Genomic DNA, 22,577 nt, shown 5'->3' on the forward strand with positions numbered 1-22,577 from the left:
GTGACGTCCTCCACCCACACCCTCGACGAAGACCCGTCCGCGTGCGTCGCCGCCGGTGACAGCCGGCTGCGCCGCGGCGGCTCCCTGAAGTTCTTCTACGGCCCGATGGACTGCGGCAAGTCGACCCTCGCCCTGCAGATGGACTACAACCACGCCCGGCAGGGCCGCCGCGGCCTGGTCCTCACCACCATCGACCGGGCCGGCCCGGGCCGCCTCTCCACCCGCATCGGCCTCGGCAAGGAAGCCGTCGACGTCGGCGCCGACCTCGACATCCGCGGCCTCGTCCGGCAACGGTGGGCGCAGGGCATCCGCGTCGACTACCTCATCTGCGACGAGGCGAGCTTCTACACCGTCGCCCAGATCGAGCAGCTCGCCGACCTCGTCGACACCTCCGACGTCGACGTGTACGCGTTCGGGCTCGCCACCGACTTCCGCACCAGCCTGTTCCCGGCGGCGCAGCGGCTGTTCGAACTCGCCGACGAGGTGACCCGGGTGCAGGTGGAGGTGCTGTGCTGGTGCGGCCGGCCGGGGCTGCTCAACGCCCGGGTCGTCAACGGCGGCATCGCCCGCGAAGGCGACCAGGTCGTCATCGGCGACACCGACACCGACCAGGGCTCTCCTGAGGTCACCGACGTCCGCTACCAGGTGCTGTGCCGCCGCCACCACCGCGTCGGCGACCTCGGCCCGGCCGCCCGAGCCGAGGGCCAGCTCCGGCTCGTCTGAGCATCCCCCTGGAGCGTCCCTGACCACTCTCCCCCCGACGATTACCGGACGGTAACCTTCGGGGTATGACGCGTTTCGTGCAGACCGGGCCGGCGTTGCGGGACCCGTACACCAGCGACTGGCAGCTGCAGGGCTGGCTGGACCGGCTCCTCGGCCCCGACGGGCACGCCGCCGCGAAGGCCCGCCTCGCCGCCGTGTCCGCCGACGTCCTCGGCCCGCTCCGCGCCGCCCACCACGACGCCGAAACCCACCCGCCGACCCTCACCCGGTTCGACCCGTGGGGCGCCCGCATCGACCGCGTCGACACCGCCGCCGGCTGGCAGACCCTCCGCGCGTCCGCGGCCCGGCACGCGGTCGTCGCCCTGCCGTACACCAGCGACGCCCGCACCACGTGGGGCGCCGGCACCCGCGTCGTGCAGCACGCCCTGCTGCACCTGTGGGGGCCGGAGTCCGCGACGTTCTCCTGCCCGGTCGCGATGGCCGACGGCGCCGCCGCCCTCCTCACCGCCGCCGACCCCACGTCACCGTGGCTGGCCCGCCTCACCAGCACCGACCCGGACGTCGCCGTCACCAGCGGCCAGTGGATGACCGAGTCGCAGGGCGGCTCCGACATCGCCCGCTCCACGACCACCGCCCGCCACGTCGACGGCCGGTGGGTCCTGACCGGCGACAAATGGTTCTGCTCCGCGATCGACTCGGCGATGGCGATCGCCCTCGCCCGCCCCGAAGGCGCCGGCCCCGGCAGCCGGAACCTCGCACCGTTCCTCGTGCCCCGCTACGCCCCCGGCAGCGACCTGCCCGCCGACGGCCTGCAGGTCCTCCGGCTGAAGGACAAGCTCGGCACCCGCGCCGTCCCGACCGGCGAGGTCCGCCTCGACGACGTCACCGCGATCCCCGTCGGCGACCCGGCCGTCCCCGGCCTCGCCCGCATGATGACCCTGGTCGTCGTCACCCGCCTGCACAACGCCGCGGCCGCCGCCGGCGGGATGCGCCGCGGCCTGGAGTACGCCCTCAGCCACGCCACGAACCGGCAGGTTGCCGGCGGGCCCCTCGCCGGCAACCCGCTGCACCGCGCCACCCTCGGCGGCCTCGCCGTCGACGCCGCCGGCGCCTACGCCCTCGCCGCGCACGCGTTCTCCCTCCTCGGCACCGCCACCTCCGACCCTGCCGGCGCCACTGCCGGCGCCTCGGCTGCTTCGGCTGCTTCGGCGGCTGAGGAGCTGCGGCTCGTCGCGCCGCTCGCGAAACTCCTCACCGGCCGGCTCGCCGTCGCCTCCGCCAGCGAATACCTGGAGGCGTTCGGCGGCGCCGGCTACGTCGAGGACACCGGCATCCCCAGGCTGCTGCGCGACGCGCAGGTCCTGCCGATCTGGGAAGGCACCACCAACGTCCTGTCCGTCGACGTGCTCCGCGCCCTCACGGCCGGCGACGGCGCCCGGCCGCTGCTGCACCGCGCGGAGGTCGCCGCCGACGCCGCCGCGCCCCGGCTCGCCGGCGTCACCGACACGGTCATCGCCGCGACCCGCCGCCTCGCCACCGACGTGGAGACCGCCGCCGCCGACCCCCGCAGCGCCCGGGTCGTCGCCGGCGCGCGGGAACTGGCGCTGCGGCTCGGCAACACCCTCACCGCCGCGCTGCTGCTCGAGCACGCCGCGTGGGCCGCGGAACGCGGCGACGACCGGCCGGGACTGCTGGCGTCGCTGTGGACCCTGCGCCGGCTCGGCGGCGCGGACGTGTCAGCGGACCTGCACACCCACTTCGACCAGCTCATCTGACCCGTCCAACCGCAGCTTCAGGCTCAGGCTCAGCTGATGTGCGCGTCCGGCCACACGATGCGGTGCTTGCGCGGGGCGCCGCGCAACCGGGCCGGCACCCCACCCGCCGACGCCACCACGGCGGTCCCCGCGTGCACACCACCACGAGCGGCGTAGAACCGCTGCGCCGCCGTGTTCTGCTCGAGCACCCACAGGTACAGCTTCGGCGACGCCGCCTGCTCGCGGACGGCGCCGGCGGCGGCCCGCAGCAGGCGGGTGCCGACACCACCGTGCCGGCGGGCGTCCGCGACGTGCAGGTTGTCGACGAGACTGCCCCACTCCACGTCGTCGTCCAGCTTCACGTGCACGAACCCGACCAGCTCACCGTCGTCGTCCGCGACGAACGTCACCGTCCCGCCACGGGCCGCGAACCGGTCCCGCCACACCGACAACCGGTCCGCGACCACATCACCGTCCAGGAACGCGTCGCTGTACGCACCCCGGTAATGCCGCCGCCAGCTGTCCGCGTGCAACCTCGCGATCCCGTCCACGTCGCCGTCCGTCGCCACCCGGATCCTCACGAACCGCCGTCTCCCCGCCGGGCCCGCGCCGCCGCGATCATGTACGCCGGGTCCCGGTCCAGGTTGTGCCGGTCCCGGTCATACCGGCGGGTCGTCCGCGGATCCGCGTGCCCCATCGCGTCCTGCACATCCTCGAGCGGGACACCCTCGTCCCGGGCCGCGGTCGCGAACGCGTGCCGCAGCGAATGCGGCGACAGCCGCTCCCACGCCGGCACCCCCGCCTCCCTCGCCAGCCGCCGCACCAGCCGGAACACCGCGTGCCGGTCCACCCGCGCCCCGGTCGCCGTCGTGAACAGCGGCCCCTCCCCGCCCGTACCGACGCCGACATAACCATCCAGAGCGGCCGTCACCGCCGGGGTCAGCGCCCGCCGGCGCGGCTTGCCGCCCTTCCCCACGAACCGGACCGTGCGGTGGCCACGCTCCACACCGAGGTCCGCATGGTCCAACGCGACGACCTCACCGACCCGCAACCCCAGATCCGCCAGCAACGCCAGGATCGCCAGGTCCCGCGCCGCCGTCACCCCCGTCTGCCGCGCCGCCGCCGCCAGGATCGCGTCGACCTCACCCGCGGACAACCCCACCGTCGAGGACGTGTCCCGGTCGATCCGCGGCCGGTCCGCACCCCCGACCGGGTTCACCTGCACCGCCTGCAGCCGCAGCAGAAACCCGTACCAGCTCGACAACGCCGACAGCTTCCGCGCCACGCTCGCCGGCGCCAGCAGCTTCCCCGTCCGCGCGTCCACCGTCGACTCCAGATCCCGCGCATACGCGTTCACCTGCAGAAACGACACCCGCAACGGGTCCAGGTCACGACCGGCGCACCAGCCGAGGAACTGGTGCACGTCCCGCCGGTACGCCGCCCGCGTGTGCGCCGACAACCGCCGGTTCGCCAGCCACGCCTCGGTGAAGTCCCCCGACGCCCGCTCCAGCTCGAGCGGCCGGTGCCCAGGCTGCGGCGGTACGGGCCGCGCCGTTCCAGGCTGCGGCTCTACAGGGTCGGCCGCCACACCGTCGTCCGTTTCACCGGCGTGTCCTCCAGCGTCTGCGGCACCGGCACGTCATACACGGCGACGAGCTCCAGATGCTCCTTCGGCAGGTACGCCCGCCCCGGATCCCCGACCAGGCACGCCGCGCCCCGCCGCGTGACCCGCCGCAGGAAGTCCAGGACCTGACCGGTCATCTCCCGGCTGTAGAACACGTCCCCCGCCAGGACGACGTCCGCGTCACCACCGTCACCCGGCAGCACATCCTCCAACCTGGCGTCGACCGTCACGTCGTTCGCGGCCGCGTTCACCGCCATCGCCGTCACCGCCAGCGGGTCGATCTCCACCGCCGTCACGTGCGCCGCACCGGCCTTCACCGCAGCGATCGCGACGAGCCCCGACCCCGCCGCCACATCCAGGACCCGCTTCCCCGCAACAAGGTGCGGATTGTCCAGAATGTACCGGGCGAGCGCCTGACCACCCGCCCACGCGAACGCCCAGAACGGCGGCGGCAACTGCACCCCACCAGCGAACTTCTCCGTGTACTGCCACAGCTCGATCGCCTCATCCGCCAACCGCAACCGGACCTCCGGCACGAGCGGGACCGGGGCGAGGCTGGTGTGCGCCAGAACGAATGCGGTGGACATCGGCTCGGACCCTATGTCACTCGCACGTGCGACGCCCCGCCGGGTCCGACCTCGGTACCGTCACCACCATGGGGGCAGGACCATGGGTCATCCTCGGCACGGCAGTCGTCGTGCTGGTCCTCATCACGCTCTACGTCGCCTCGATGCGCCGCTGACTATCGTCGACCCGGTGACCCTCCCACACATCACCGACGCACAACGCCGCGCCCGCCTGTACTGGCGGCACGGCTTCACCGCCCCCGACCCGGTCGGCGCCGCCACCGACCTCGTCGCACTCCACGCCACCGACCCGGCAACCGTGCACCTCACCGTCGCCGCCCGCACACACAGCACGGTCACCACGATCGAAGACGCGCTCTACGAACAACGGACCCTCCTGCGGATGCTCGGCATGCGCCGCACCATGTACGTCGTCCCCACCACCACCGCACCCGTCATCCACGCCGCAGCGTCCCTCACCATCGCCGCCGAACAACGCCGGCTCCTCACCAAACACCTGACCCAGTGCGGCGCCGGCGACGCCGAATTCCTCACCGACGTCGAAACCGCCACATACGCCGCGCTCGCCGCCCGCGGCGGCGCCGCCACCGCCGCCCAGCTCGCCACCGACGAACCCCGCCTCCGCACCGTGCTCGAATTCCCGCAGGGCAACCAATACATCACCAGCCGCGTCCTGCTCCTCCTCGCCGCCCAGGGCCGCATCATCCGCGGCCGCCCCACCGGCACCTGGACCAGCACCCAGTACACCTGGCACACCCTCGACAGCTGGACCCCCACCCTCGAACCGCTCGACCCCGCCACCGCCCGCACCGAACTCGCCCGGCTATGGCTCGCCCGCTACGGACCCGGCACCCTCAACGACCTCAAATGGTGGACCGGCTGGACCATGACCCACACCCGCGCCGCCGTCAACGCCCTCGACACCTGCACCGTCACCCTCGACGACGGCAGCACCGGCATCGTCCTCGCCGACGACACCGACCCAGTCCCCGAACCCGACCGGTGGGTCGCGCTCCTCCCCGCCCTCGACCCGACCATGATGGGCTGGGCCGGCCGCGACTTCTACCTCGGCCCCCACGCACCCGCCCTCTTCGACCGCACCGGCAACCCCGGCCCCACCATCTGGATCGACGGCCGTGTCGTCGGCGGCTGGGCCCAAACCCCCACCGGACACATCGCCACCGAACTCCTCGAACCCGTCGACGCCACCGGAGTCCGCGACACCGCCGACCAGCTCGCCGACTGGATCGGCGACATCCGCGTCACACCCAGGTTCCGCACACCACTCGAACGGCGCCTCACCGAAACTGTCACACCACCCCGATAACCTGACTGTCGTGTCCCGGATCACCGTCGTCGGCGCCAGACAGAACAACCTGCGCGACATCACCGTCGACATCCCCAAACACGCCATCACCGTCTTCACCGGCGTCTCCGGCTCCGGCAAAACCTCCCTCGTCTTCGACACCATCGCCGCCGAAGCCCAACGCCAGCTCAACGAGACGTTCACCACCTTCGCCCGGCAACCCCGATACGACCGGCCCGACGTCGACGCCATCCACAACCTGTCACCCGCCGTCATCGTCGACCAGAAACGCCTCGGCGGCACCGCCCGATCCACCGTCGGCACCGCCACCGACATCAACCCCACCCTCCGCCACCTCTACGCCAACTTCGCCCACCCCCGACCCGCCAACGCCCGCAGCCTCTCCTTCAACGACCCCCTCGGCATGTGCCCCACCTGCCACGGCCTCGGCTGCCCCACCTGCCACGGCACCCGCCTCAACGACACCGCCCGCGCCAGCCGCATCAACGGCTACTCCATCGCCGACCTCACCGCCATGGAAACCACCGAACTCGACGCCGTCCTCCGCCTCCTCACCGACGACACCAACACCACCCACGTCACCCACATCCGCGACCGCCTCGACCACCTCATCGACATCGGCCTCGGCCACCTCACCCTCGCCCGCCACACCAGCACCCTCTCCGGCGGCGAGTCCCAACGCGTCAAACTCGTCCGCCACCTCGGCAGCAGCCTCGTCGACATGCTCTACATCCTCGACGAACCCAGCATCGGCCTCCACAGCCACGACATCACCCGCCTCCTGGCACTGCTCCGCAGACTCCGCGACAAGGGCAACACCGTCCTCGTCGTCGAACACGACCGCGACGTCATCGAAACCGCCGACTGGATCATCGACCTCGGCCCCGAAGCCGGCACCCACGGCGGCCGCATCGTCTACGAAGGCACCCTCGAAGCGCTCCCATACGCCCGCACCCTCACCGGCCGGCACCTCCGCCACCGCCTCGCCCTCAACACCAACCCCCGCACCCCCACCGGCACCCTCACCATCACCGACGCACACACCAACAACCTCAAACACGTCACCGTCACCATCCCCACCGGCGTCCTCACCGCCATCACCGGCGTCGCCGGCTCCGGCAAAACCACCCTCATCACCCGCGACTTCCTCACCCAACACCCCACCACCACCGTCGTCGACCAGACCGCCCCGACCACATCCAACCGGTCCACCCCCGCCACCTACACCCGGATCATGGACCCCCTCCGCACCCTCTTCGCCCGCGCCACCGGCAAACCCGCCGCCCTGTTCAGCCCCAACTCACAAGGCGCCTGCCCCACCTGCCACGGCACCGGCACCACCCACACCACCCTCGCGTTCCTCGAAACACTCAAAACCACCTGCACCGACTGCCACGGCCACCGGTTCCGCCCCGAAACCCTCCAACACCGGCTCCGCGGCAAGACGATCGCCGACGTCCTCGCCATGACCGTCGAACAGGCCACCGACTTCCTCACCGAAGACACCATCCAACCGACCCTGCACGCACTCACCGACGTCGGCCTCGACTACCTCACCCTCGGCCAGCCACTCAACACCCTCTCCGGCGGCGAATGCCAGCGCCTCAAACTCGCCATCCACCTCAACACCGCCAACACCACCTACGTCCTGGACGAACCAACCACCGGACTGCACATGTCCGACATCACCCACCTGCTCAACCTCATGGACCACCTCGTCGACCACGGCAACACCGTCATCGTCATCGAACACCACCTCGACGTCATCAAAAGCGCCGACTGGGTCATCGACCTCGGTCCCGACGCCGGCCACCACGGCGGCATGGTCATCTTCGAAGGCACCCCCGAACAACTCACCCACGCCACCGGCTCCCACACCGCCGACGCCCTCCGCCGCGACCTCGCCACCTCCTGACCCGCGACGCCTGACCCGCCGCCCGGCGACCCGGCGCCCCTGCGCTCCGGGACCGGCGTGGATGGCGACCGCCCGCACCACGCCGGCACGGCAGGCCACGGCAGGGGATGGCGGTGCGGCAGCACCAGGCAGCACCAGCCGATGGACCGGCCTGGGCTGCTGACCCCCACGTCGAGCGTCAGGCCACCCACGCACGACCGGGCGTGCGCACACGTCACCGGGTCCGCCTCGCACGGGGCGCGAGGGGCGGGAACGATCGGGGTGCGACGCGCCGCCGCCGCCGAGGACGCCGGCGTCCTCGAGCAGTACCTGCACCGCGGCCCGGTCCGTGCCGTGCCGGTCAGGCGAGCCGATGGCAACGCAGCAATGAATGGCCGGACGCCACCACTGACGCCACCGCCCGTACACACCCGAACCTGCCGGCGCAGCCCGCTACCGCACGAGGCGGATGCTCAGCTGCGAACCCAGCTCCACGAACCCGAGCGCCCGCGCCACCCGCCGGGACGCCTCCGGGCGCGCCCGCCACTGCGGCAGCAGACCCGCCTCCAGCGCGGCAGCGACCGCCGCGCCGGCTGCCAGCCGCGCCAGGCCCCGCCCACGCTCGGCCGGAGCCGTCAACACACTCACGTGCGCGACAGCGCCCTCCCACACCCGGTAACCCGCCGCCGCGACAACATCCGGGCCGGCCCGGACCACGAACGCCAGCGACGTGATCTCGTCCAGACCCGCCTCACCGGCATCCGCGGCCGGCACCCGGGCCAGCAACCCGCGCACGCCGTCGTCAGCCGCACCGACCGCCGCGACAGCACCGGCACCGGCACCGGCACCGGCACCACGGAACCGTGCCGCGTCGCAGAACGCCAGCGTCGCCGGGCCCAGCACCGCACCGACCGGCAGCCTGCCCGACACCGCCACCGGATCGGTCAACGCCGACACAGGCAGACCACCCAACGCACGCCGCACCAAACCCGCCGCCCCGTCATCAGGCGCCGTCGCCACCGCCGCACCACCCAACGCGACGACACCCACCCAGCCCGGCGGACACAGCGACGACGACGCGGACACCGCCACATCCAACCCCGACGACGCGAACGTCACCGGAGCACCCGCCAAGGCAGCCCATACCAGCCGGGCACGACCCAGCACCGCGTCATCGGTCACCCCCGCAGGATCGCAACCCGGCGCCCAGACCCGCCACCCGAATCAGAGCGCCGGACAGCAGAAAGACGTGCGACGCACGCAGCAGGCAGAATCGCCTGATGGACTGGCCCGAACTGCTGATGCACGTCGAACACCGGCTCGGCATGTACGTCGGGCTCCCGACGTACGACCGGGCATGCGCACTGATCACCGGATTCGAGCTCGCACGAGGGCGCGGCGAACTCACAGCGTTCCAGCGGTGGATGGCCGGACGCCACCACGGAAGCAATCTCACATTCTCCGCGCTGATCCTCGTCGAAGCCCTCGGCGGCGAACCAGGCATGACCCAGCCAGTCACCGACGAAGAGCACCAGGCCGCCGTCCGCCACCTCTGCCTGCGGCTGCACGAGTTCCTCGACCTCGACCCAGCAGACCCGCCTCCACCAGCACCACTGACAGCCGGCTGACCCCGCCCACGATCCACTGCCCGACCCACGAACATCGCCGGGGGCGGCGCCGCACCCAACCGCAACACCCGGCACGGCAACCGAGGCTGCCAGGGCCGGCCGCAAACCAACCGGCCGGCCCTGGCAACCGGCCGCTCAGATCGCCGGACGGTAGAAGAACGTGCGACGCGCGCTGATCCGGCCGTCACGGAACTCGAACCAGTCCGCGAACGTCTCCACCAACGGCACACCGGCGTGCGACATACCCTCGAACCGTCCCCAGCAGAACGCCTGATCCGGCAGCTCCACACACCGCTGCACCGCATGCCGACCCGACATCACAATGCACCGGCGCTCATAGAACTCCACGAACGCCGCGACACCCTCGACCGGAGGACACCCCGGCCGGTGGTACACCACATCGTCCGTCACCAGATCCACCAGGCCGGCCCAGTCCCGCCGGTCGATCACCGTCAGCAACGACGAGACCAACCCCGACCGCACCGACCACTCTGTCAGCACCGCGTCAATTCCCATACACCCATGGAAATCCGCCGACCACCCACCGTCAACACACCACGACACCTTCTTACAGCCGGAAACCAGACCGTAACCCCCATCAACCCATCCGCGCCGCCACCGACGTACCGAACCGATCAGCCACCAAACGCTTCAAACCATGCGGAAACGCCGACTTCGCCGCCACATGCACCGCCGTCAACCGCAACTGCGCCGCGGCGTCACCCTCCCACGCCGCCACACAATCCTCCGGCGCCACATTCGCCACCGCCAGAATCGCACCCGCCGCACCCAGCATCCCCGCCGTCGACACCAACGCCGACGAACCCACATACACCGCCCCGTCCCACTCCGACAACAACCGCAGCAACCGCTCCGGATCCCCCGTCGAATCCTTCATCCCCGCCACCGGCAACGACGGCAGCACCTCCAACGGCACCGCACCACCCGCCACACCCGGGAAGTGATACGCCAGCACCGGCCGGCGATCCGCGGCCGCGACCACCCGCTCATAGAACGCTCGCAGATCCCCCACCCGCCGCGGCGGCGCCACCAGCACCGCATCCGCACCCACCGCCACCGACGCCGCCGTCAGCTCCGCCGCCGGACCCGCCCAAGCACCACTCGCACCCGCCACCACCGGCACCCCCGGACACGCCCGACGCACCGCCGACACCAACGCCACCCGCTCACCGTCACTGAGCGCGTCCGCCTCACCCGTCGAACCAGCGACCAGCACAGCTCGTACACCCGCCGCCACCAACCGCTCCGCATGCTCCGCGGTGCCGGTGACATCCACCGAACCGTCCTCCGCGAACAGCGTCACCAACGCCACCGCGACACCCCGCCACAACACCACCGGCTCCTGAGTCATACCAGAACCCTAAGCTGGATCCGGGTGCGCGGGCCGTCGGCGTGCCAGCGCACCCGCCCCGCACAACAAGAAAGCGCCGCCGGCCTCGGTCAGCCGGCGGCGCACGTCTCAAGCGGGGCGGACACCCCGGCGATGGAAGCGACCCGCCACCCACCGCATCGTGACCCGCTCGCGACCGCCGGTCTCCTGCGCCACCCACTGCGCCCGCAACCGCACCGTCGTCGCGAACACGCCACCACGAACACCGGACATCGTCAACTCCAACCGTCGCACCAGGTCACCTACACCCAGCACCACGGCGCGCCCGGCACCCGCGTTCACGCCCGCACGAAAGCCGACAAGCGCGCTACACCGTCACGTCGACATGCTCGACGCCGGTCACGTCCTTCGACGACGCTTCGTCCTCCACCGGCTGGCCCGCCGTCCGCGACGCCGCGAACGCCATGATGAACGACCACGGCGGCATCCCACCGACGTTCGTCACCGCTCCCGTCGGCGACAGGTCATACCCCGTCAACCCCGAGATCGCCGCGCGATCCCCCGGCGTCAGCCGGCTCAACACCTGTTGAGACCCCGGCAACCCGCCTTTCGGAGGCGGCGCGACCGGCTCGACCGCGTGTGGGTTCGTCGCCTTGGCCGGCACGGCGGCGTGCGCGGCCGGCGACAACTGTCGAATCTCCATGTGGTGCCTCCCGAAGCGTCCGTGCTCCACGCTTGATCCTCCCGTACATGACAGCATCACCGCAGGTGAACAGGCAGCCCGTTGACCGCAGGGACAAGTCCGGCCGATCGGATGACGCGACTCCCAACCACCACTCCAGCCCCGCCTCCCCTGTCGCAGACAGGGGTTTCAAAGGCGTGCCGTCAGGCACGTCGCCTAAGGCGTCCTAGGATGCTAGGATTTGAGGGTGGAAGCGCTAGAGGCACCGGACGAGACGACGACGCTGCGCGTACTGCGCGAAATCCGGCCCGACCTGGTCGACCCCTACGTGCGGGCGCTGCCCGCGGCACGCGCCGGCGTGATGCGCCGACTGTTGGGCGCCCTGTGGCGGGAGGGCATCGTCGACCCGCGGCGGCTGAGCGCGTCGCCGCAGCGGCAGCTGTACAGCACCGCGCCCACCACGGTCACCGCGGACGGCGTCGCGCACACCCATCCCGCCCGGCTCCTGGAGGCGCTGCGCCCAACCGGCCACACCGACCGGCTCGTCCGCGAGCTCGACAACAGCGTCGCCAACCTCGCCCTGGGCCTCGCCAACACATCCGCCAACACATCGGCCAACGGTGCGGCCCACGACCTCGTCGCCCTGGAGCAGTCCGTCGTGGACGGGCATCCGCTGCACCCGTGCTGCCGCACCAGGATCGGCATGAGCACCGCCGACGTGCTCGCGTACGCGCCGGAGCACCACCCGACCGTCCGGCTCCGCATCGTCGAGGTCGACCCCGCCAGGTGGCGCACGGCCGGCGCTCCCCGCCCGCCGCTGCTGCCAGTGCACCCGTGGCAGCTCGACCGGGCCCTCGCCACCGGCCTCGTCCGCGACACCGGCCGCGACCTGCCCGCCGCCCCCCTCATGTCGCTGCGGACCCTCGCCCCGCACGACACCCCCGGCGAGCACCTGAAGACCGCGGTCGAGGTCCAGATGACCAGCGCCGTCCGCACCCTGTCCGCGGCCGCCGTCCACAACGGGCCGCTCGCCTCCGACCTCGTCGCCACCCTCGCCGCCCGTACCGCCGGCCTGCGGGTGCTGGGCGAGACCACCACCGCGACCGTCCTCGACGACCACGGCGACCCGCAGCGCGCCCTCGGTGCCGTCTGGCGGCAGGCCCCGCCGCCAGACGCGTTCGTCGTGCCCCTCGCCGTCCTGCCCCACCGCCCCGACCTGCTCACCCCCGCCTTCTTCGGCCGGCTGGTCCGGCTGTTGCTGCCCCCGCTGTTCGCCCTGCTCCGCGACGGCGTCGCCCTCGAGGCCCACGGCCAGAACACCCTCGTCGAGCTCCGCGACGGCCGCCCCACCACCATCTGGTACCGCGACCTCGGCGGCCTGCACGTCCACCAGCCCCGCCTCGAGGGTGCCGGCCTCCCCATGCCGCCGCTCATCGGCGCCCTCCCCACCGACGACGAGGACGAGCTGCGCACCAAGCTCTTCGCCGCCGCCCTGTCCACCGTCCTCACCGAGCTCGTCCACGCCCTCGCCCCCGAGCACACCACCACCGCCTGGGACACCGTCGCCGCGACCCTCCACACCACCGTCACCGACCCCGACGACCGCAAGGCATGCTTCGCCGACACCTGGCCCCTGAAAGCGACCACCGCGATGCGCCTCGCCGACGACCCCCTCGACGACCTCTGGTGCCACATCCCCAACCCCCTCCGCTGAGACACCGCCGGGCCCCTACTCGTCGCGGGGGAAGAACGGCAGCTCGACGTGGACGCGGTCGGCGGCCGCGAGGATCTTCGCGGCGTCGTCGACCGCCGGGTGGGTGCGCCGGACGCGGGCCGACTTCAGCACGTCGCAGGACGTCCGAGCGGCCGGCGCGCAACCACACCTCCTGCGTCACGTCCTCGGCCTCGGCCACGGAGCCCAGGATGCGGTAGGCCGCCCCGAAGACCCCGGGGCGATGCGATGCCCAGTCGGCGTCCGGCACGCCCCTCAATCAGCGAACCGGCCGACGCTACTTCGGTAGCTCGGCCTGCAGCAGCGGGGTGAGCAGCTTGACGTAGCTGCTCGTGACGTGGCTACCGTCGCGGTACACGAGGGCGTTGCCGACGATGACCGGGCAGACCGTGTCGGTGCAGAACCAGGTGGTGGGGTCGATGACCGTGAAGCCGGCCGTCTTGGCGGCGTCGGCGTTGGCGGTCCTGCGGGTGGCGTAGATCGCGGTGGTGACCTTCAGCGCGCACTGCTGGACCGCGGCGGGGTGGGCGGCGACGCAGTCGGGGACGCTGGTGCCCCGCGGGTCCGGGGTGTCCTGCATGATGACCGGCTTCGCGCCCAGCTGCTGGATGCGCTTCGCGGAGCGGATCAGCGCGGCGGACCACAGGTCGTCGGCCTCCGCCTTGTCCCCGGCCGGCGCACCGGCCTTGTCGACGGGCGGGTCGGAGTAGGTGCGGGTCGACAGCAGTACCAACGCCGGCTTGAGCTCTTTGATCTTCGTGAACGCCTCCTCGCGCCACGTCGCGCACTCCGTGAACGCCCGCCGCGAGTTGATCTTGATCGTGTACGCGTCGGCGGGCGTGCACCCCGACTTCGTGAGCACCACGAGCCGCCAGTGCCGCTTCTTCGCGACCGCGTCGACCGCGTCGAACCACTGCTCGGTGTGCGAGTCGCCGAACAGCACCATCGTCGCCTTGCCCCGCGGGTCACCGTGCTGGTCGCAGTGCTGGTTCATGGCTGTCTTGATCGTCGTCTCGTCGAGCGACGCGAGGCAGCCCTTCGACCCTTCCGGGCGGTCGTTGGCGGCGGCGGTGACGGGCGGCGTCAGGTTCTGCGGCATCGCGGTCACGGCCGCGCTGGTCGTGATCAGGTCGAGCAGCTTCTTGCGCGCGTCGGCCAGCTGCTGCGCCTCGGACACCGCGGACGGCTGCGCCAGGGCCTTCGCCGTGTCCTGCGCGGTGCCCTTGCCCTTCACCTCGTTCGGCAGCCCGAGGAAGATCGCCGCGGCGCCGAAGGTCAGCGCGGTGAGGGTGGCACCGAGACCGAGCCCCCGCCCAGGGCGGCGCTTGAACACCGGGTTGAACCGGACCCGGTTCTCCACCAGCCGCAGCGACAGCCAGGCGGGGATCAGGCTGCCGGCCGCGACCGCCGCCTTCACCCACGTGCCGAGCTCCTGACCCGCGACGTGCGGGGCGAGCATCAGCGCCGGCCAGTGCCACAGGTACCAGCTGTAGGAGAGCTTGCCGATCGCCTGCATCGGCGCGGTTCCCAGGACCGCGACCGCGCCGTGCCTGGGCCGCGCGGCGCCACCGGCGATGACGAGCACCGCTCCGGCGACCGGGAGCAGCGCGGCCATGCCGGGGAACCTGGTGGTCTCGTCGAACATGACCGCGGCCGCGACGATGGCGGCGACACCCAGCCACGTCGCCACGGCGGCCCCAGGCACCGCCTTGAGGCGCTCCGCCGCGAGAGCGATCAGCGCGCCGGCGGCCAGCTCCCACGCGCGGGCCTGGATCCCGAAGTACGCCCAAGGCTGCGAGTGCCCGGTCTGCCACACGCACACCGCGAACGACACCAGGCCGAGCCCCGTGAGCGCGACCGCGGCCCGCCGCCGGCTCGCCGTCCTGCCGGCCGCGGCGAGCAGCAGCAGCGGCCAGATGAAGTAGAACTGCTCCTCGACCGCGAGGGACCAGAAGTGCTGCAGCGGCGACGGCTCCAGCTCCGCGGACAGGTAGTCGGTGCCAAGGACCGCGAGCCGCACGTTGATCCCGTACGCGGCCGCGGACAGCGCGTCGAACACCACGGCCTTCGCCTGCACCGGCGACATCCACGTCCAGGCGGCCGCGACCGTGGCGATGACCACGACGGTCGACGCCGGCAGCAGTCGCACGATCCGCCGCCCGTAGAACGCCCCGAACCGGATCCGCCCGGTCTGCTGCAGCTCCCGGAACAAGTGCAGCGTGATCAGGAACCCGGAGATGACGAAGAAGACGTCGACGCCCACGTACCCGCCGTGCACGAGCCCCAGGCCGGCGTGGTTGGCGACCACCAGCAGCACCGCGACGGCGCGGAGCCCCTCGATGTCGGGGCGGAACCGGTCCGCGGCCGGCGCCTGCGGCCTCCCCTGCGAGCGCTGCGGGTTGACGTCCGCGGATCGCCGTTGCGCTTGATAGGTGGTCAACAACCCCTCCCGCGGTTCGGCACCGGCACACGGTAGCGGGTCCCTCCAGGCGCCTGCCTGTCAGGTGAGCCGGCTCACCGCAGCGGTTCCCTCGTACCGGTGACGCTGCGGTAGCCCACGTCACAATCCGTAGTACGTGCTGGTAGCCGCTCGTACCGTCGATGGAGTTGACGCGTTCTCATCTTCCGGAGGTTGCCTCATGCGTCCGTACGACCACCCCGAATGGTGCGCCAGGGGTCACCGGTGCGGCCTCGGGGAGCACCGCGCCCACCCGGTCGTCATGGAGGTCGACGGCGTCGGCAAGGTCCTGGTGACCCGCGTCCTCGGCACCAACGGGCGCGAACGGATGGAGCTGACGGGCTCCGCATACGTCACCGGCAAGGGCCAGGCCGCCCGCCGCCAGGTCGACCGCACGCTGCGCGGATTCGCCGACGTCCTGTCCCACGAGGCCGCCCTGGCCCGCGCGTAATCAGTCCTACCTCTGGCTCGTGCCCACGAGGCCGCCCTGGCCCGCGCGTAATCAGTCCTACCTCTGGCTCGTGGCCCAGGCTTCCAGCCGCTACCGGGGCCAGGCTTTCAGCCGTTGCCGCAGCTCGGCGACGCGGTCCGGGGTCAGCCCGTAGTAGGCGAACCGGCCGTCGTCGAGCCGGTCCAGGTAACGGCCGGCCGCGGACACGTCCTCGTCCTCCAGCCCCGGGTCCTGCCGCCGGGCCAGCTCGAGCAGCTGCGGCACGGAGTAGTGCTGCAGCGCCGCGGCCACGTCGATGTAGTCCCGCACCTCCCGCCGGTTCACCAGCGCCGCCACCTTCGTGGCGATGAGGTCGTCACGGTGCATGACCGGCCCCACGTCCATCATCACTGGGCTCTCGCTCCGGTCGAGCCGGCTCAACGTCAGCCGCACCGTCCTGGCGCCGTCGCCGACGGTGAACTCCCGCTGGTCGAACCCGGCGAACAGGTCGAGAAGGTCATCGGCCTCCTCCTCCTGCACCGTGTACCCCGCGTCCCGCAACGCCCGGCACACCGCGTCGGCGGCCCGCCCGGCCCCGCCGTCGGTGTCGGTGAACAGGTCGACGTCCTCGGTCGGCCGCGACACGAGCCCGCTCATCAACCACGCGAACCCGCCCCCGAGCACGAACCCGTGCCGCTCCCCCACCGCGAGGGCGATCCTGGCAACCTCGGTGTAGAACGGGTCGGTCGTGCTCACCTCAGCCGCAACGGCTGATGGCGGGCCTCCCACGCCAGCCGGACCCCACGCGGCAGGTTCAGCTCCGGCCACACCCTGACCAGCCGCCGCCCGTTGACCCAGCGCCGCAGCTCCTCGACGCGGATCGCCTCGCGCAGCACGTTCTCATACATCCACAGCAGCAGGTCAGGGTTGTCCAGGTCGAAGTCCCGCCGCGGATTCCACATCAACCGCTGCGGCAGCTCGACGACTCCACGGACCGGTCCCCGCAGCTCAGTCAGGGTCCGCGAGACAAGCGCCGGCCGATGCGGCCGCGCGAGAAACGCGAGGCGCCCCGGATCCGTCTCGTCCTGCATCGTCCGGCCCTTCCATGGGTGGTAGGCGGCCAGTGTACCGCCGCGACGCTGTACTTCCGCCTCACCGCTCCCGCGGCGGGTCCCGGCGGGGACCCGCGGTGTGACGTCGCACCCTCCGCCTAACCTTCCTAGGATACTAGGTGGAAGGTGCGGACTCACCGTCCGCCGCCTACCAACGGCTCGGTCTCCGGTAGGCAAGGCCGAGCTTTTCGGCCGCGTCCTTGCTGCCACCGATCATCTCTGCGACGGATTTCGGGTCGGTGTCCTTCATCGACTCGATGAGCTCGCCGGCCAGCACGTCCGGGGCTTGACCACGAATCTCGACCACGAGGCCGAACTGTATGAACGGGTCGTCGAACGAACCGGTGCTGGCCGGATAGTTGAACGTCAGGCGGGCGAGGCCGTACTCCTTCAAATAGGCTGTGCACCAGCCGGGGGCGCAGTCCCACCGACCCAGGATCGTCGGATCAGCGCGGAGGCGCTCGGCGACCCGCCGGGCCAGCGTCCTGGCCGGCCACTCCCAGACGTGGTCCTGCTCGGCCCGGGTGATCTCCCGGTCGTATTGCGTCGCGTCGAACCGCATGTCCGGTGGCGGGTCACCCGGCGTGGAGGAGCGCCAGTCCCTCCAGACCACGTCGGATCCGTCGCGCACGATCGTGACGTACAGCCCGCCGCAGCACCCCTCGGTGCAGTACGCCTCGGCGAGCCGGACATCCCTGGGTTCGGCCGTGGCCCTGAGCCGCCCGCTGTAGATCAGCCGCTCTGGTTCCTCTGCGGGCCCTTTGTCGAAGGCGCTCGCGACGATCGGCAGCCCGTCGATGACGATCCTTGCCTCGACGCGCGGGAATCCGGCCGGATCCGGGTCGGGCACCACGAACCGGATGGCGAATCGCTCCTCGGGGATGCCGCTGCGGGCCGTCCGGTGGACGACCCAGGCCGCCCGCCTGCCCTCGACCGGATCGCCCGCACCCGCGCAACGGCGCAGCGCGTCGGTCCACGGCGCAGAGGTCAGCACCTTGTTGATCTGGTCGATGAGGCCTTCGCGGAGGTCGCCGGCCACCGGTGCGGCCGGCCCGGTGCAGAGGTCCTCAGCGATCATGGTCATGAGGGCCGCCCGTTCCAGCGTCGCCGGTCTCGTGCCGGCGAGCGCGACCCACCGCTGGTACGCGGCGGCCGCCTGGTCGTATCGGTTGATCTCGTATCGGTAGTTGCGGGTGCTGGTCATCGCGAGCAGGAGGTTTCCCGCCTGGTCCCACGTGACGTCGTCCACGGCGGGGCGGCCGAGCATCTCCGCCAGCGAACACCTTTCGGCGATCTGCCGTGCGACGTCGCTGGACAGCAGGCCCCGCGGCGTCGACAGCACCCACTGACGCACCGCCGGGTCGGCATGACCGGCCAGCGCGACGGCGGCGATGACCCGGGAATGGTTCCGCGACCGCTCGGCGAGCCAGATGAGGTCCCGTGCCGCGGCGGGGATCTTCGCCAGTGCCTCGACGGCCGGCCGTTCCGCGAAGTACAGCAGCCCGACGGTCCTGATCGAGGCGGCGTCGCGCTGTTCGGCGTTGCCGTCCAACAGCCCCAGCCCGAGCAGCACCGCCCGCCGGTCCGTGCCGTTCACGACGAGCCACCGGGCAGTCTGCAGAAGCCGTGGCGAACGTTCAGGTCCCAGCTCTTGCAGCGCTCGACGAACGTCCCCCTTGGCGCCGAACGCCAGATGGATGCACTGCCCGTGTAGGTCTTGCGCCGACAGCGTCTCGTTGCTGATGTACTCCTGCAGGACGGTCAGCAAGGCCCGCCTGCGTTCGGGGCTCGGGGTGTCCGAATGCTCGCCGCTGTACGGAAGGGGCCGTCCTCCGTCAGGCAGTGGCCCATTCGGGGTCAGCCGATGCAGCCGCTGGGCATGCTCGAACAGGGACACCGGGTGATCGAGCGCGCTGCGCTCGCCGGCCACGCTCACCGGACCGGGGAAGACTCGATTCTCTTCGTCATGTCCGCAACAGTACCGGCTCGATGATATTGACGGCGACCGGCTTTCTGTACTTCAGCGATCTCGCCTCTTGCTCGCGACGTCAGCCAGATGCGACCGCAGCACAGGCAGCGCGACGCACGCACCACGACCGCCATCGCGCCGTCCAGTCTGCTTCCGCCCCGCTGTCCCCATCGTGCGACGGCGGGTGGCAAGTGGGCGCTGCAGGGCGCGCCCATTGACCGACAGGTGCCCCGTGTCACCGTGCCACACCATCCCGCGACCGCCGCCTGCCGTCACCGAGCCGGCCCAGCCACATGCCGCCCCGCTCCGCCGTCGGCGCCGGGCGAGAACCATGGCGGCAAGGTCAGTGAGCGTGGCGAGGCCGCACCTCGCCGTGGGCGACCTCGTGCTCAGCCTCATGGGCACCGGCCGCGCGGCGCGGAGCATGGTCAGGGTACTGGTCAGCAGTGCCCTCGGCGGCGTGAGCGCCCGTCGCCGAGCCACCCCACCGCCACCGGAGCCGGGGCCGGGGCCGGGGCCGGACCATGGCGGCCGGGTCGGCGGGCAGCTGCGCAGCAGGCGACAGGTCAATGACCGTGGCCGGGCTGCGCCGTGCTGCGGGTGACCTCGCCAGCGGCCTCATGCGCGCCGCCCCTGTGGTGCGGAGCATGGTCAGGGCATGGATCGGCGACGCCCTCAGCGACGTGCGCGCCCGTCGCCGAGGCCTTGACGTCGGCGCATCCACCGGAATCCGGTGGCCGTGGCGTCGCCAAACCACCGGCCGGCAAGACAGGGCCGGCCCGCCGCCGCCAGCCGGGTGAGGGCGCGACGGCGGCGACGTCAGCGGACGGACGGGAAGCAGGCGGCAAGGTCAGCCGGCGTGGCGGGGCTGCGCTGTGGGTGGCCTCGCCGTCAGCCTCGTAGGCACTGGCCGCATGCTGCGGGGCGTGGTCGGGGTTTGGGTCGGCGACGCCCTCGGCGGTGTGCATGCCCGTCGCCGAGGCGTTGACGTCAGCGCATCCACCCGAGTCCGCTGGCCGCCGTCGCCAAGCCCAGTCACCTGCCGCCCATGACATCCGTTGCCGACGGAGCGGATAGCACGTCTGCCCGGCACCGCCGCGTCGGGACACCTGCCGGCGAGACGGGGCCGCCCCACCGCCGCCAGCCGGGTAAGGGCGCGACGGTGGCGACGTCAGCGGACGGGTCAGAAGCAGGCGGCGAGGTCAGCTGGCGTGGCGGGCTACACCCAGCCATGGGTGGCCTCGCCGTCAGCCTCATGGACGCCGTCACCGAGCCGCCCCGCCGCCGGGGTCGGGCAAGGACCACGGCGGCGAGGCCAGCGGGCGGACAGTTCAGCGGGCGTGGCGGGGCTGCACCTCGGTGCGAGTGGACTCGCCGTCCGCCTCGTGGGCGCCGGCGGCGTGGTGTGGAGCGTGGTCGGGGTGCGGGTCGGCGACGCCGTCGGCGGCGTGGGCGCCTGTCGACGAGGCCCTGACGTTGGTGGTGCGGCTCGAGCCGTTGGCGTCCCACGCGGCCGCCGGCCGGCCGTTGCCGGACAGGGCCGAGGTGGAAGCAGCGGACGAAGCGTCGGCGGCGGCGGGCGAAGGGCCACCGGCGGCGGCGGAGGCAGCGTCCTCGGCGGCGCGTTGCTGGGCGGCGGACTGGGAGCGGAGCGGGATCTCGGGCAGGAAGAGGATGACGATGAAGCCGACGACCATGATGCCGGCGGCCACCATGAACACGACGCTCATGGCGTCGGAGAAGCCGACCTTGAAGGGGTGGGAGAGGGCGTCGGCGAGCCGGTTGACGAACGAGGTGTCGTTGAAGGCGCTGGCGCTGCCCGCCGTGCCGGTCTGCCTGATGGCCTCGAGCTGGTCGGGGTGGGCGCGGGCGGCGGCCTGGAACTCGGGCGTGGTCTGGGCGGCGGTGAAAGCGGACTTGATCTTGTCCGGCAGGAGGCTGAAGAGGACGGAGAGGAAGACGGCCGCGCCGAGGGTGCCGCCCATGGAGCGGAAGAACGTGACGGTGGAGGTGGCGACGCCGATCTCGCGGGGGTTCGCCGCGTTCTGGGCGGCGGTGATCACGGGCTGCATGTTGCCGCCGAGGCCGAGGCCCATCAGGGCCATGACCAGCATGGTCTGCCACAGCGGGGTGTCGGCGCCGATGCGGGAGAACAGGGCGAGGGCGGCGACCATCAGCAACGAGCCGATGATCGGGAACTTGCGGTACTTGCCGGTGCGGGCGATGACCTGGCCGGAGATGATCGACCCGCTCATGATGCCCAGGACGAGCGGCAGGAGCATGAGGCCGGCCTCGGTGGGCGTGGCGCCCTTCACGATCTGCAGGTAGAGCGGGAGGGTGAGCAGGCCGCCGAACATGGCCATGCCGAGGATGAAGCTGCCCGTCGAGGCGACCGAGAACGTGCGGCCGCGGAACAGGCGCAGCGGCAGCAGGGCCTCGTCCTTGTAGGACCACTCGGCGACGAGGAACAGGGCAAGGCCGACGGCGCCGATGGCGAAGCAGAGCACGGAGCGGCCGGAGCCCCAGCCCCACTCGCGGCCCTGCTCGGCGACGGTGAGCAGGGGCACGAGGCAGACGATCAGCGCGACCGCGCCCGGCCAGTCGATGCGGTGGTCCTGCCGGCGGTGCGGGATGTGCAGCACGCGCATGACGACGAGGAACGCGGCGAGGGCGATCGGCACGTTGATGTAGAAGATCCAGCGCCAGCCGGTGACGCCGAGGATCTCGTCGGTGCCGGCGAAGAAGCCGCCGAGGACCGGGCCGAGGACGCTGGACGTGCCGAAGACGGCCAGGAAGTAGCCCTGGTACTTGGCGCGCTCCCGGGGCGGGACGATGTCTCCGATGATCGCGAACGCGAGGGAGAACAGGCCGCCGGCGCCGATGCCCTGCACGGCGCGGTAGGCGGCCAGCTGGTAGATCGACCCGGCGATGCCGCACAGCACGGAGCCGAGGATGAAGATGCCGATGGCGAAGAGGATGAACGGCTTGCGGCCGTAGATGTCCGACAGCTTCCCGTAGAGCGGGGTCGCGATCGTCGACGTGATCAGGAACGCCGTGGTCGCCCACGCCTGGATGGAGAAGCCGCCCAGGTCGTCGGCGATGGTGCGCATGGCCGTGGACACGATGGTCTGGTCGAGCGCGGCCAGGAACATCGCCATCATGAGCCCGCCGAGGATCGTCAGGATCTGGCGGTGCGTCAGCGTGTCTTCGCCTGTCGTCGAGCTCAAGGCGGTCCCCCAATATACGTTACGAGCCGATGGCGTTCCGGAAATCAGGCTACTCCCGCCTACCCAGTGACGCGCACTG

21 protein-coding genes and 1 pseudogene are annotated in these 22,577 nt (G+C 71.8%); 8 read left to right on the top strand and 14 right to left on the bottom strand.

Features of this window, described 5'->3' with window-relative positions; genetic code table 11:
- The first annotated feature begins 66 nt into the window (after window positions 1-66).
- Both ACFY3L_RS04245 and ACFY3L_RS04250 read left to right on the top strand, forming a co-directional pair.
- Window positions 67-723, top strand: a complete 657-nt coding sequence (locus tag ACFY3L_RS04245; protein WP_389319156.1) for a thymidine kinase — start codon at window positions 67-69, stop codon at window positions 721-723.
- A gap of 65 nt (window positions 724-788) precedes the next feature.
- The gene (locus ACFY3L_RS04250; RefSeq protein ID WP_389318545.1) at window positions 789-2,498 is read left to right on the top strand and encodes an acyl-CoA dehydrogenase family protein; all 1,710 of its coding nucleotides are present in this window, start codon (window positions 789-791) and stop codon (window positions 2,496-2,498) included.
- Window positions 2,499-2,527: 29 nt separating this feature from the next.
- Here the strand turns inward: ACFY3L_RS04250 and ACFY3L_RS04255 are convergent, their stop codons facing one another.
- The 3 genes from ACFY3L_RS04255 to ACFY3L_RS04265 are packed head-to-tail and all read right to left on the bottom strand — an operon-like array spanning window position 2,528 to window position 4,688.
- Window positions 2,528-3,058, bottom strand: a complete 531-nt coding sequence (locus ACFY3L_RS04255) for a GNAT family N-acetyltransferase (protein ID WP_389318547.1) — start codon at window positions 3,056-3,058, stop codon at window positions 2,528-2,530.
- Window positions 3,055-3,987, bottom strand: coding sequence for a tyrosine-type recombinase/integrase (locus ACFY3L_RS04260; protein ID WP_389319158.1), 933 nt, complete (start codon window positions 3,985-3,987; stop codon window positions 3,055-3,057). The genes ACFY3L_RS04255 and ACFY3L_RS04260 overlap by 4 nt, the downstream gene beginning before the upstream one ends.
- 59 nt (window positions 3,988-4,046) lie before the next feature.
- Window positions 4,047-4,688: a class I SAM-dependent methyltransferase gene (locus tag ACFY3L_RS04265; RefSeq protein WP_389318549.1), complete on the bottom strand. Its 642-nt coding sequence runs from the start codon at window positions 4,686-4,688 to the stop codon at window positions 4,047-4,049.
- A 26-nt stretch (window positions 4,689-4,714) separates the two neighbouring features.
- On the opposite strand from ACFY3L_RS04265, the gene ACFY3L_RS04270 reads away from it, so the two are divergent.
- Genes ACFY3L_RS04270 through ACFY3L_RS04280 form a run of 3 tightly spaced genes read left to right on the top strand, consistent with a single transcriptional unit; the run spans window position 4,715 to window position 7,930 of the window.
- Window positions 4,715-4,843 (top strand): hypothetical protein, encoded by a 129-nt coding sequence (locus ACFY3L_RS04270; RefSeq protein ID WP_389318551.1) that lies wholly within the window; start codon window positions 4,715-4,717, stop codon window positions 4,841-4,843.
- 14 nt (window positions 4,844-4,857) lie between these two features.
- Window positions 4,858-6,015: a winged helix DNA-binding domain-containing protein gene (locus tag ACFY3L_RS04275; RefSeq protein ID WP_389318553.1), complete on the top strand. Its 1,158-nt coding sequence runs from the start codon at window positions 4,858-4,860 to the stop codon at window positions 6,013-6,015.
- Between the two features lie 10 nt (window positions 6,016-6,025).
- Window positions 6,026-7,930, top strand: coding sequence for an ATP-binding cassette domain-containing protein (locus tag ACFY3L_RS04280; RefSeq protein ID WP_389318555.1), 1,905 nt, complete (start codon window positions 6,026-6,028; stop codon window positions 7,928-7,930).
- A gap of 432 nt (window positions 7,931-8,362) precedes the next feature.
- On the opposite strand, the gene ACFY3L_RS04285 is transcribed toward ACFY3L_RS04280, so the two are convergent.
- Complete coding sequence (locus ACFY3L_RS04285; RefSeq protein ID WP_389318557.1) at window positions 8,363-9,091, bottom strand: GNAT family N-acetyltransferase; 729 nt, start codon at window positions 9,089-9,091, stop codon at window positions 8,363-8,365.
- A 98-nt stretch (window positions 9,092-9,189) separates the two neighbouring features.
- Between ACFY3L_RS04285 and ACFY3L_RS04290 the strand changes: the two genes are divergently transcribed.
- Complete coding sequence (locus ACFY3L_RS04290; protein ID WP_389318559.1) at window positions 9,190-9,537, top strand: hypothetical protein; 348 nt, start codon at window positions 9,190-9,192, stop codon at window positions 9,535-9,537.
- A gap of 135 nt (window positions 9,538-9,672) precedes the next feature.
- Here ACFY3L_RS04290 and ACFY3L_RS04295 read toward each other — a convergent pair whose 3' ends face one another.
- The 4 genes from ACFY3L_RS04295 to ACFY3L_RS04310 all read right to left on the bottom strand — a co-directional run bounded on the left by ACFY3L_RS04295 (window position 9,673) and on the right by ACFY3L_RS04310 (window position 11,621).
- Window positions 9,673-10,053, bottom strand: coding sequence for a nuclear transport factor 2 family protein (locus tag ACFY3L_RS04295; RefSeq protein ID WP_389318561.1), 381 nt, complete (start codon window positions 10,051-10,053; stop codon window positions 9,673-9,675).
- A gap of 82 nt (window positions 10,054-10,135) precedes the next feature.
- Window positions 10,136-10,909, bottom strand: a complete 774-nt coding sequence (locus ACFY3L_RS04300) for a dihydrodipicolinate synthase family protein (protein WP_389318563.1) — start codon at window positions 10,907-10,909, stop codon at window positions 10,136-10,138.
- Window positions 10,910-11,017: 108 nt separating this feature from the next.
- Window positions 11,018-11,161 (bottom strand): hypothetical protein, encoded by a 144-nt coding sequence (locus ACFY3L_RS04305; RefSeq protein ID WP_389318565.1) that lies wholly within the window; start codon window positions 11,159-11,161, stop codon window positions 11,018-11,020.
- Between the two features lie 94 nt (window positions 11,162-11,255).
- Window positions 11,256-11,621 (bottom strand): hypothetical protein, encoded by a 366-nt coding sequence (locus ACFY3L_RS04310; protein ID WP_389318566.1) that lies wholly within the window; start codon window positions 11,619-11,621, stop codon window positions 11,256-11,258.
- A 196-nt stretch (window positions 11,622-11,817) separates the two neighbouring features.
- Here ACFY3L_RS04310 and ACFY3L_RS04315 point away from each other — a divergent pair, with 196 nt between their 5' ends.
- Complete coding sequence (locus tag ACFY3L_RS04315) at window positions 11,818-13,284, top strand: IucA/IucC family protein (protein WP_389318568.1); 1,467 nt, start codon at window positions 11,818-11,820, stop codon at window positions 13,282-13,284.
- 166 nt (window positions 13,285-13,450) lie between these two features.
- On the opposite strand, the pseudogene ACFY3L_RS04320 reads toward ACFY3L_RS04315, so the two are convergent.
- Together ACFY3L_RS04320 and ACFY3L_RS04325 are read right to left on the bottom strand one after the other, a co-directional pair.
- Window positions 13,451-13,552 (bottom strand): annotated as a pseudogene (locus tag ACFY3L_RS04320) (sigma factor); the annotation flags it as partial.
- A 27-nt stretch (window positions 13,553-13,579) separates the two neighbouring features.
- Window positions 13,580-15,742: an acyltransferase family protein gene (locus tag ACFY3L_RS04325; protein ID WP_389318570.1), complete on the bottom strand. Its 2,163-nt coding sequence runs from the start codon at window positions 15,740-15,742 to the stop codon at window positions 13,580-13,582.
- A 199-nt stretch (window positions 15,743-15,941) separates the two neighbouring features.
- Between ACFY3L_RS04325 and ACFY3L_RS04330 the strand changes: the two genes are divergently transcribed.
- Entirely contained in the window at window positions 15,942-16,211 is a 270-nt protein-coding gene (locus ACFY3L_RS04330) for a hypothetical protein (protein WP_389318572.1), read from the top strand.
- A gap of 90 nt (window positions 16,212-16,301) precedes the next feature.
- On the opposite strand, the gene ACFY3L_RS04335 is transcribed toward ACFY3L_RS04330, so the two are convergent.
- From ACFY3L_RS04335 to ACFY3L_RS04350, 4 genes are all read right to left on the bottom strand, one after another.
- Window positions 16,302-16,946 carry a nucleotidyl transferase AbiEii/AbiGii toxin family protein gene (locus ACFY3L_RS04335; protein WP_389318574.1) on the bottom strand — a complete coding sequence of 215 codons (645 nt, stop codon included), beginning with the start codon at window positions 16,944-16,946 and terminating at the stop codon, window positions 16,302-16,304.
- Entirely contained in the window at window positions 16,943-17,281 is a 339-nt protein-coding gene (locus tag ACFY3L_RS04340; protein WP_389318576.1) for a hypothetical protein, read from the bottom strand. Before ACFY3L_RS04340 ends, ACFY3L_RS04335 begins: the two co-directional genes overlap by 4 nt.
- Window positions 17,282-17,450: 169 nt before the next feature.
- Complete coding sequence (locus ACFY3L_RS04345; RefSeq protein WP_389318578.1) at window positions 17,451-18,899, bottom strand: hypothetical protein; 1,449 nt, start codon at window positions 18,897-18,899, stop codon at window positions 17,451-17,453.
- 1,703 nt (window positions 18,900-20,602) lie between these two features.
- On the bottom strand, window positions 20,603-22,498 hold the full coding sequence (locus ACFY3L_RS04350; protein WP_389318580.1) for an MDR family MFS transporter: 1,896 nt from the start codon (window positions 22,496-22,498) through the stop codon (window positions 20,603-20,605).
- Window positions 22,499-22,577: the final 79 nt, after the last annotated feature.

The sequence above is a fragment of the Dactylosporangium sp. NPDC000521 genome (assembly GCF_042898305.1).
Lineage (GTDB): Bacteria > Actinomycetota > Actinomycetes > Mycobacteriales > Micromonosporaceae > Dactylosporangium.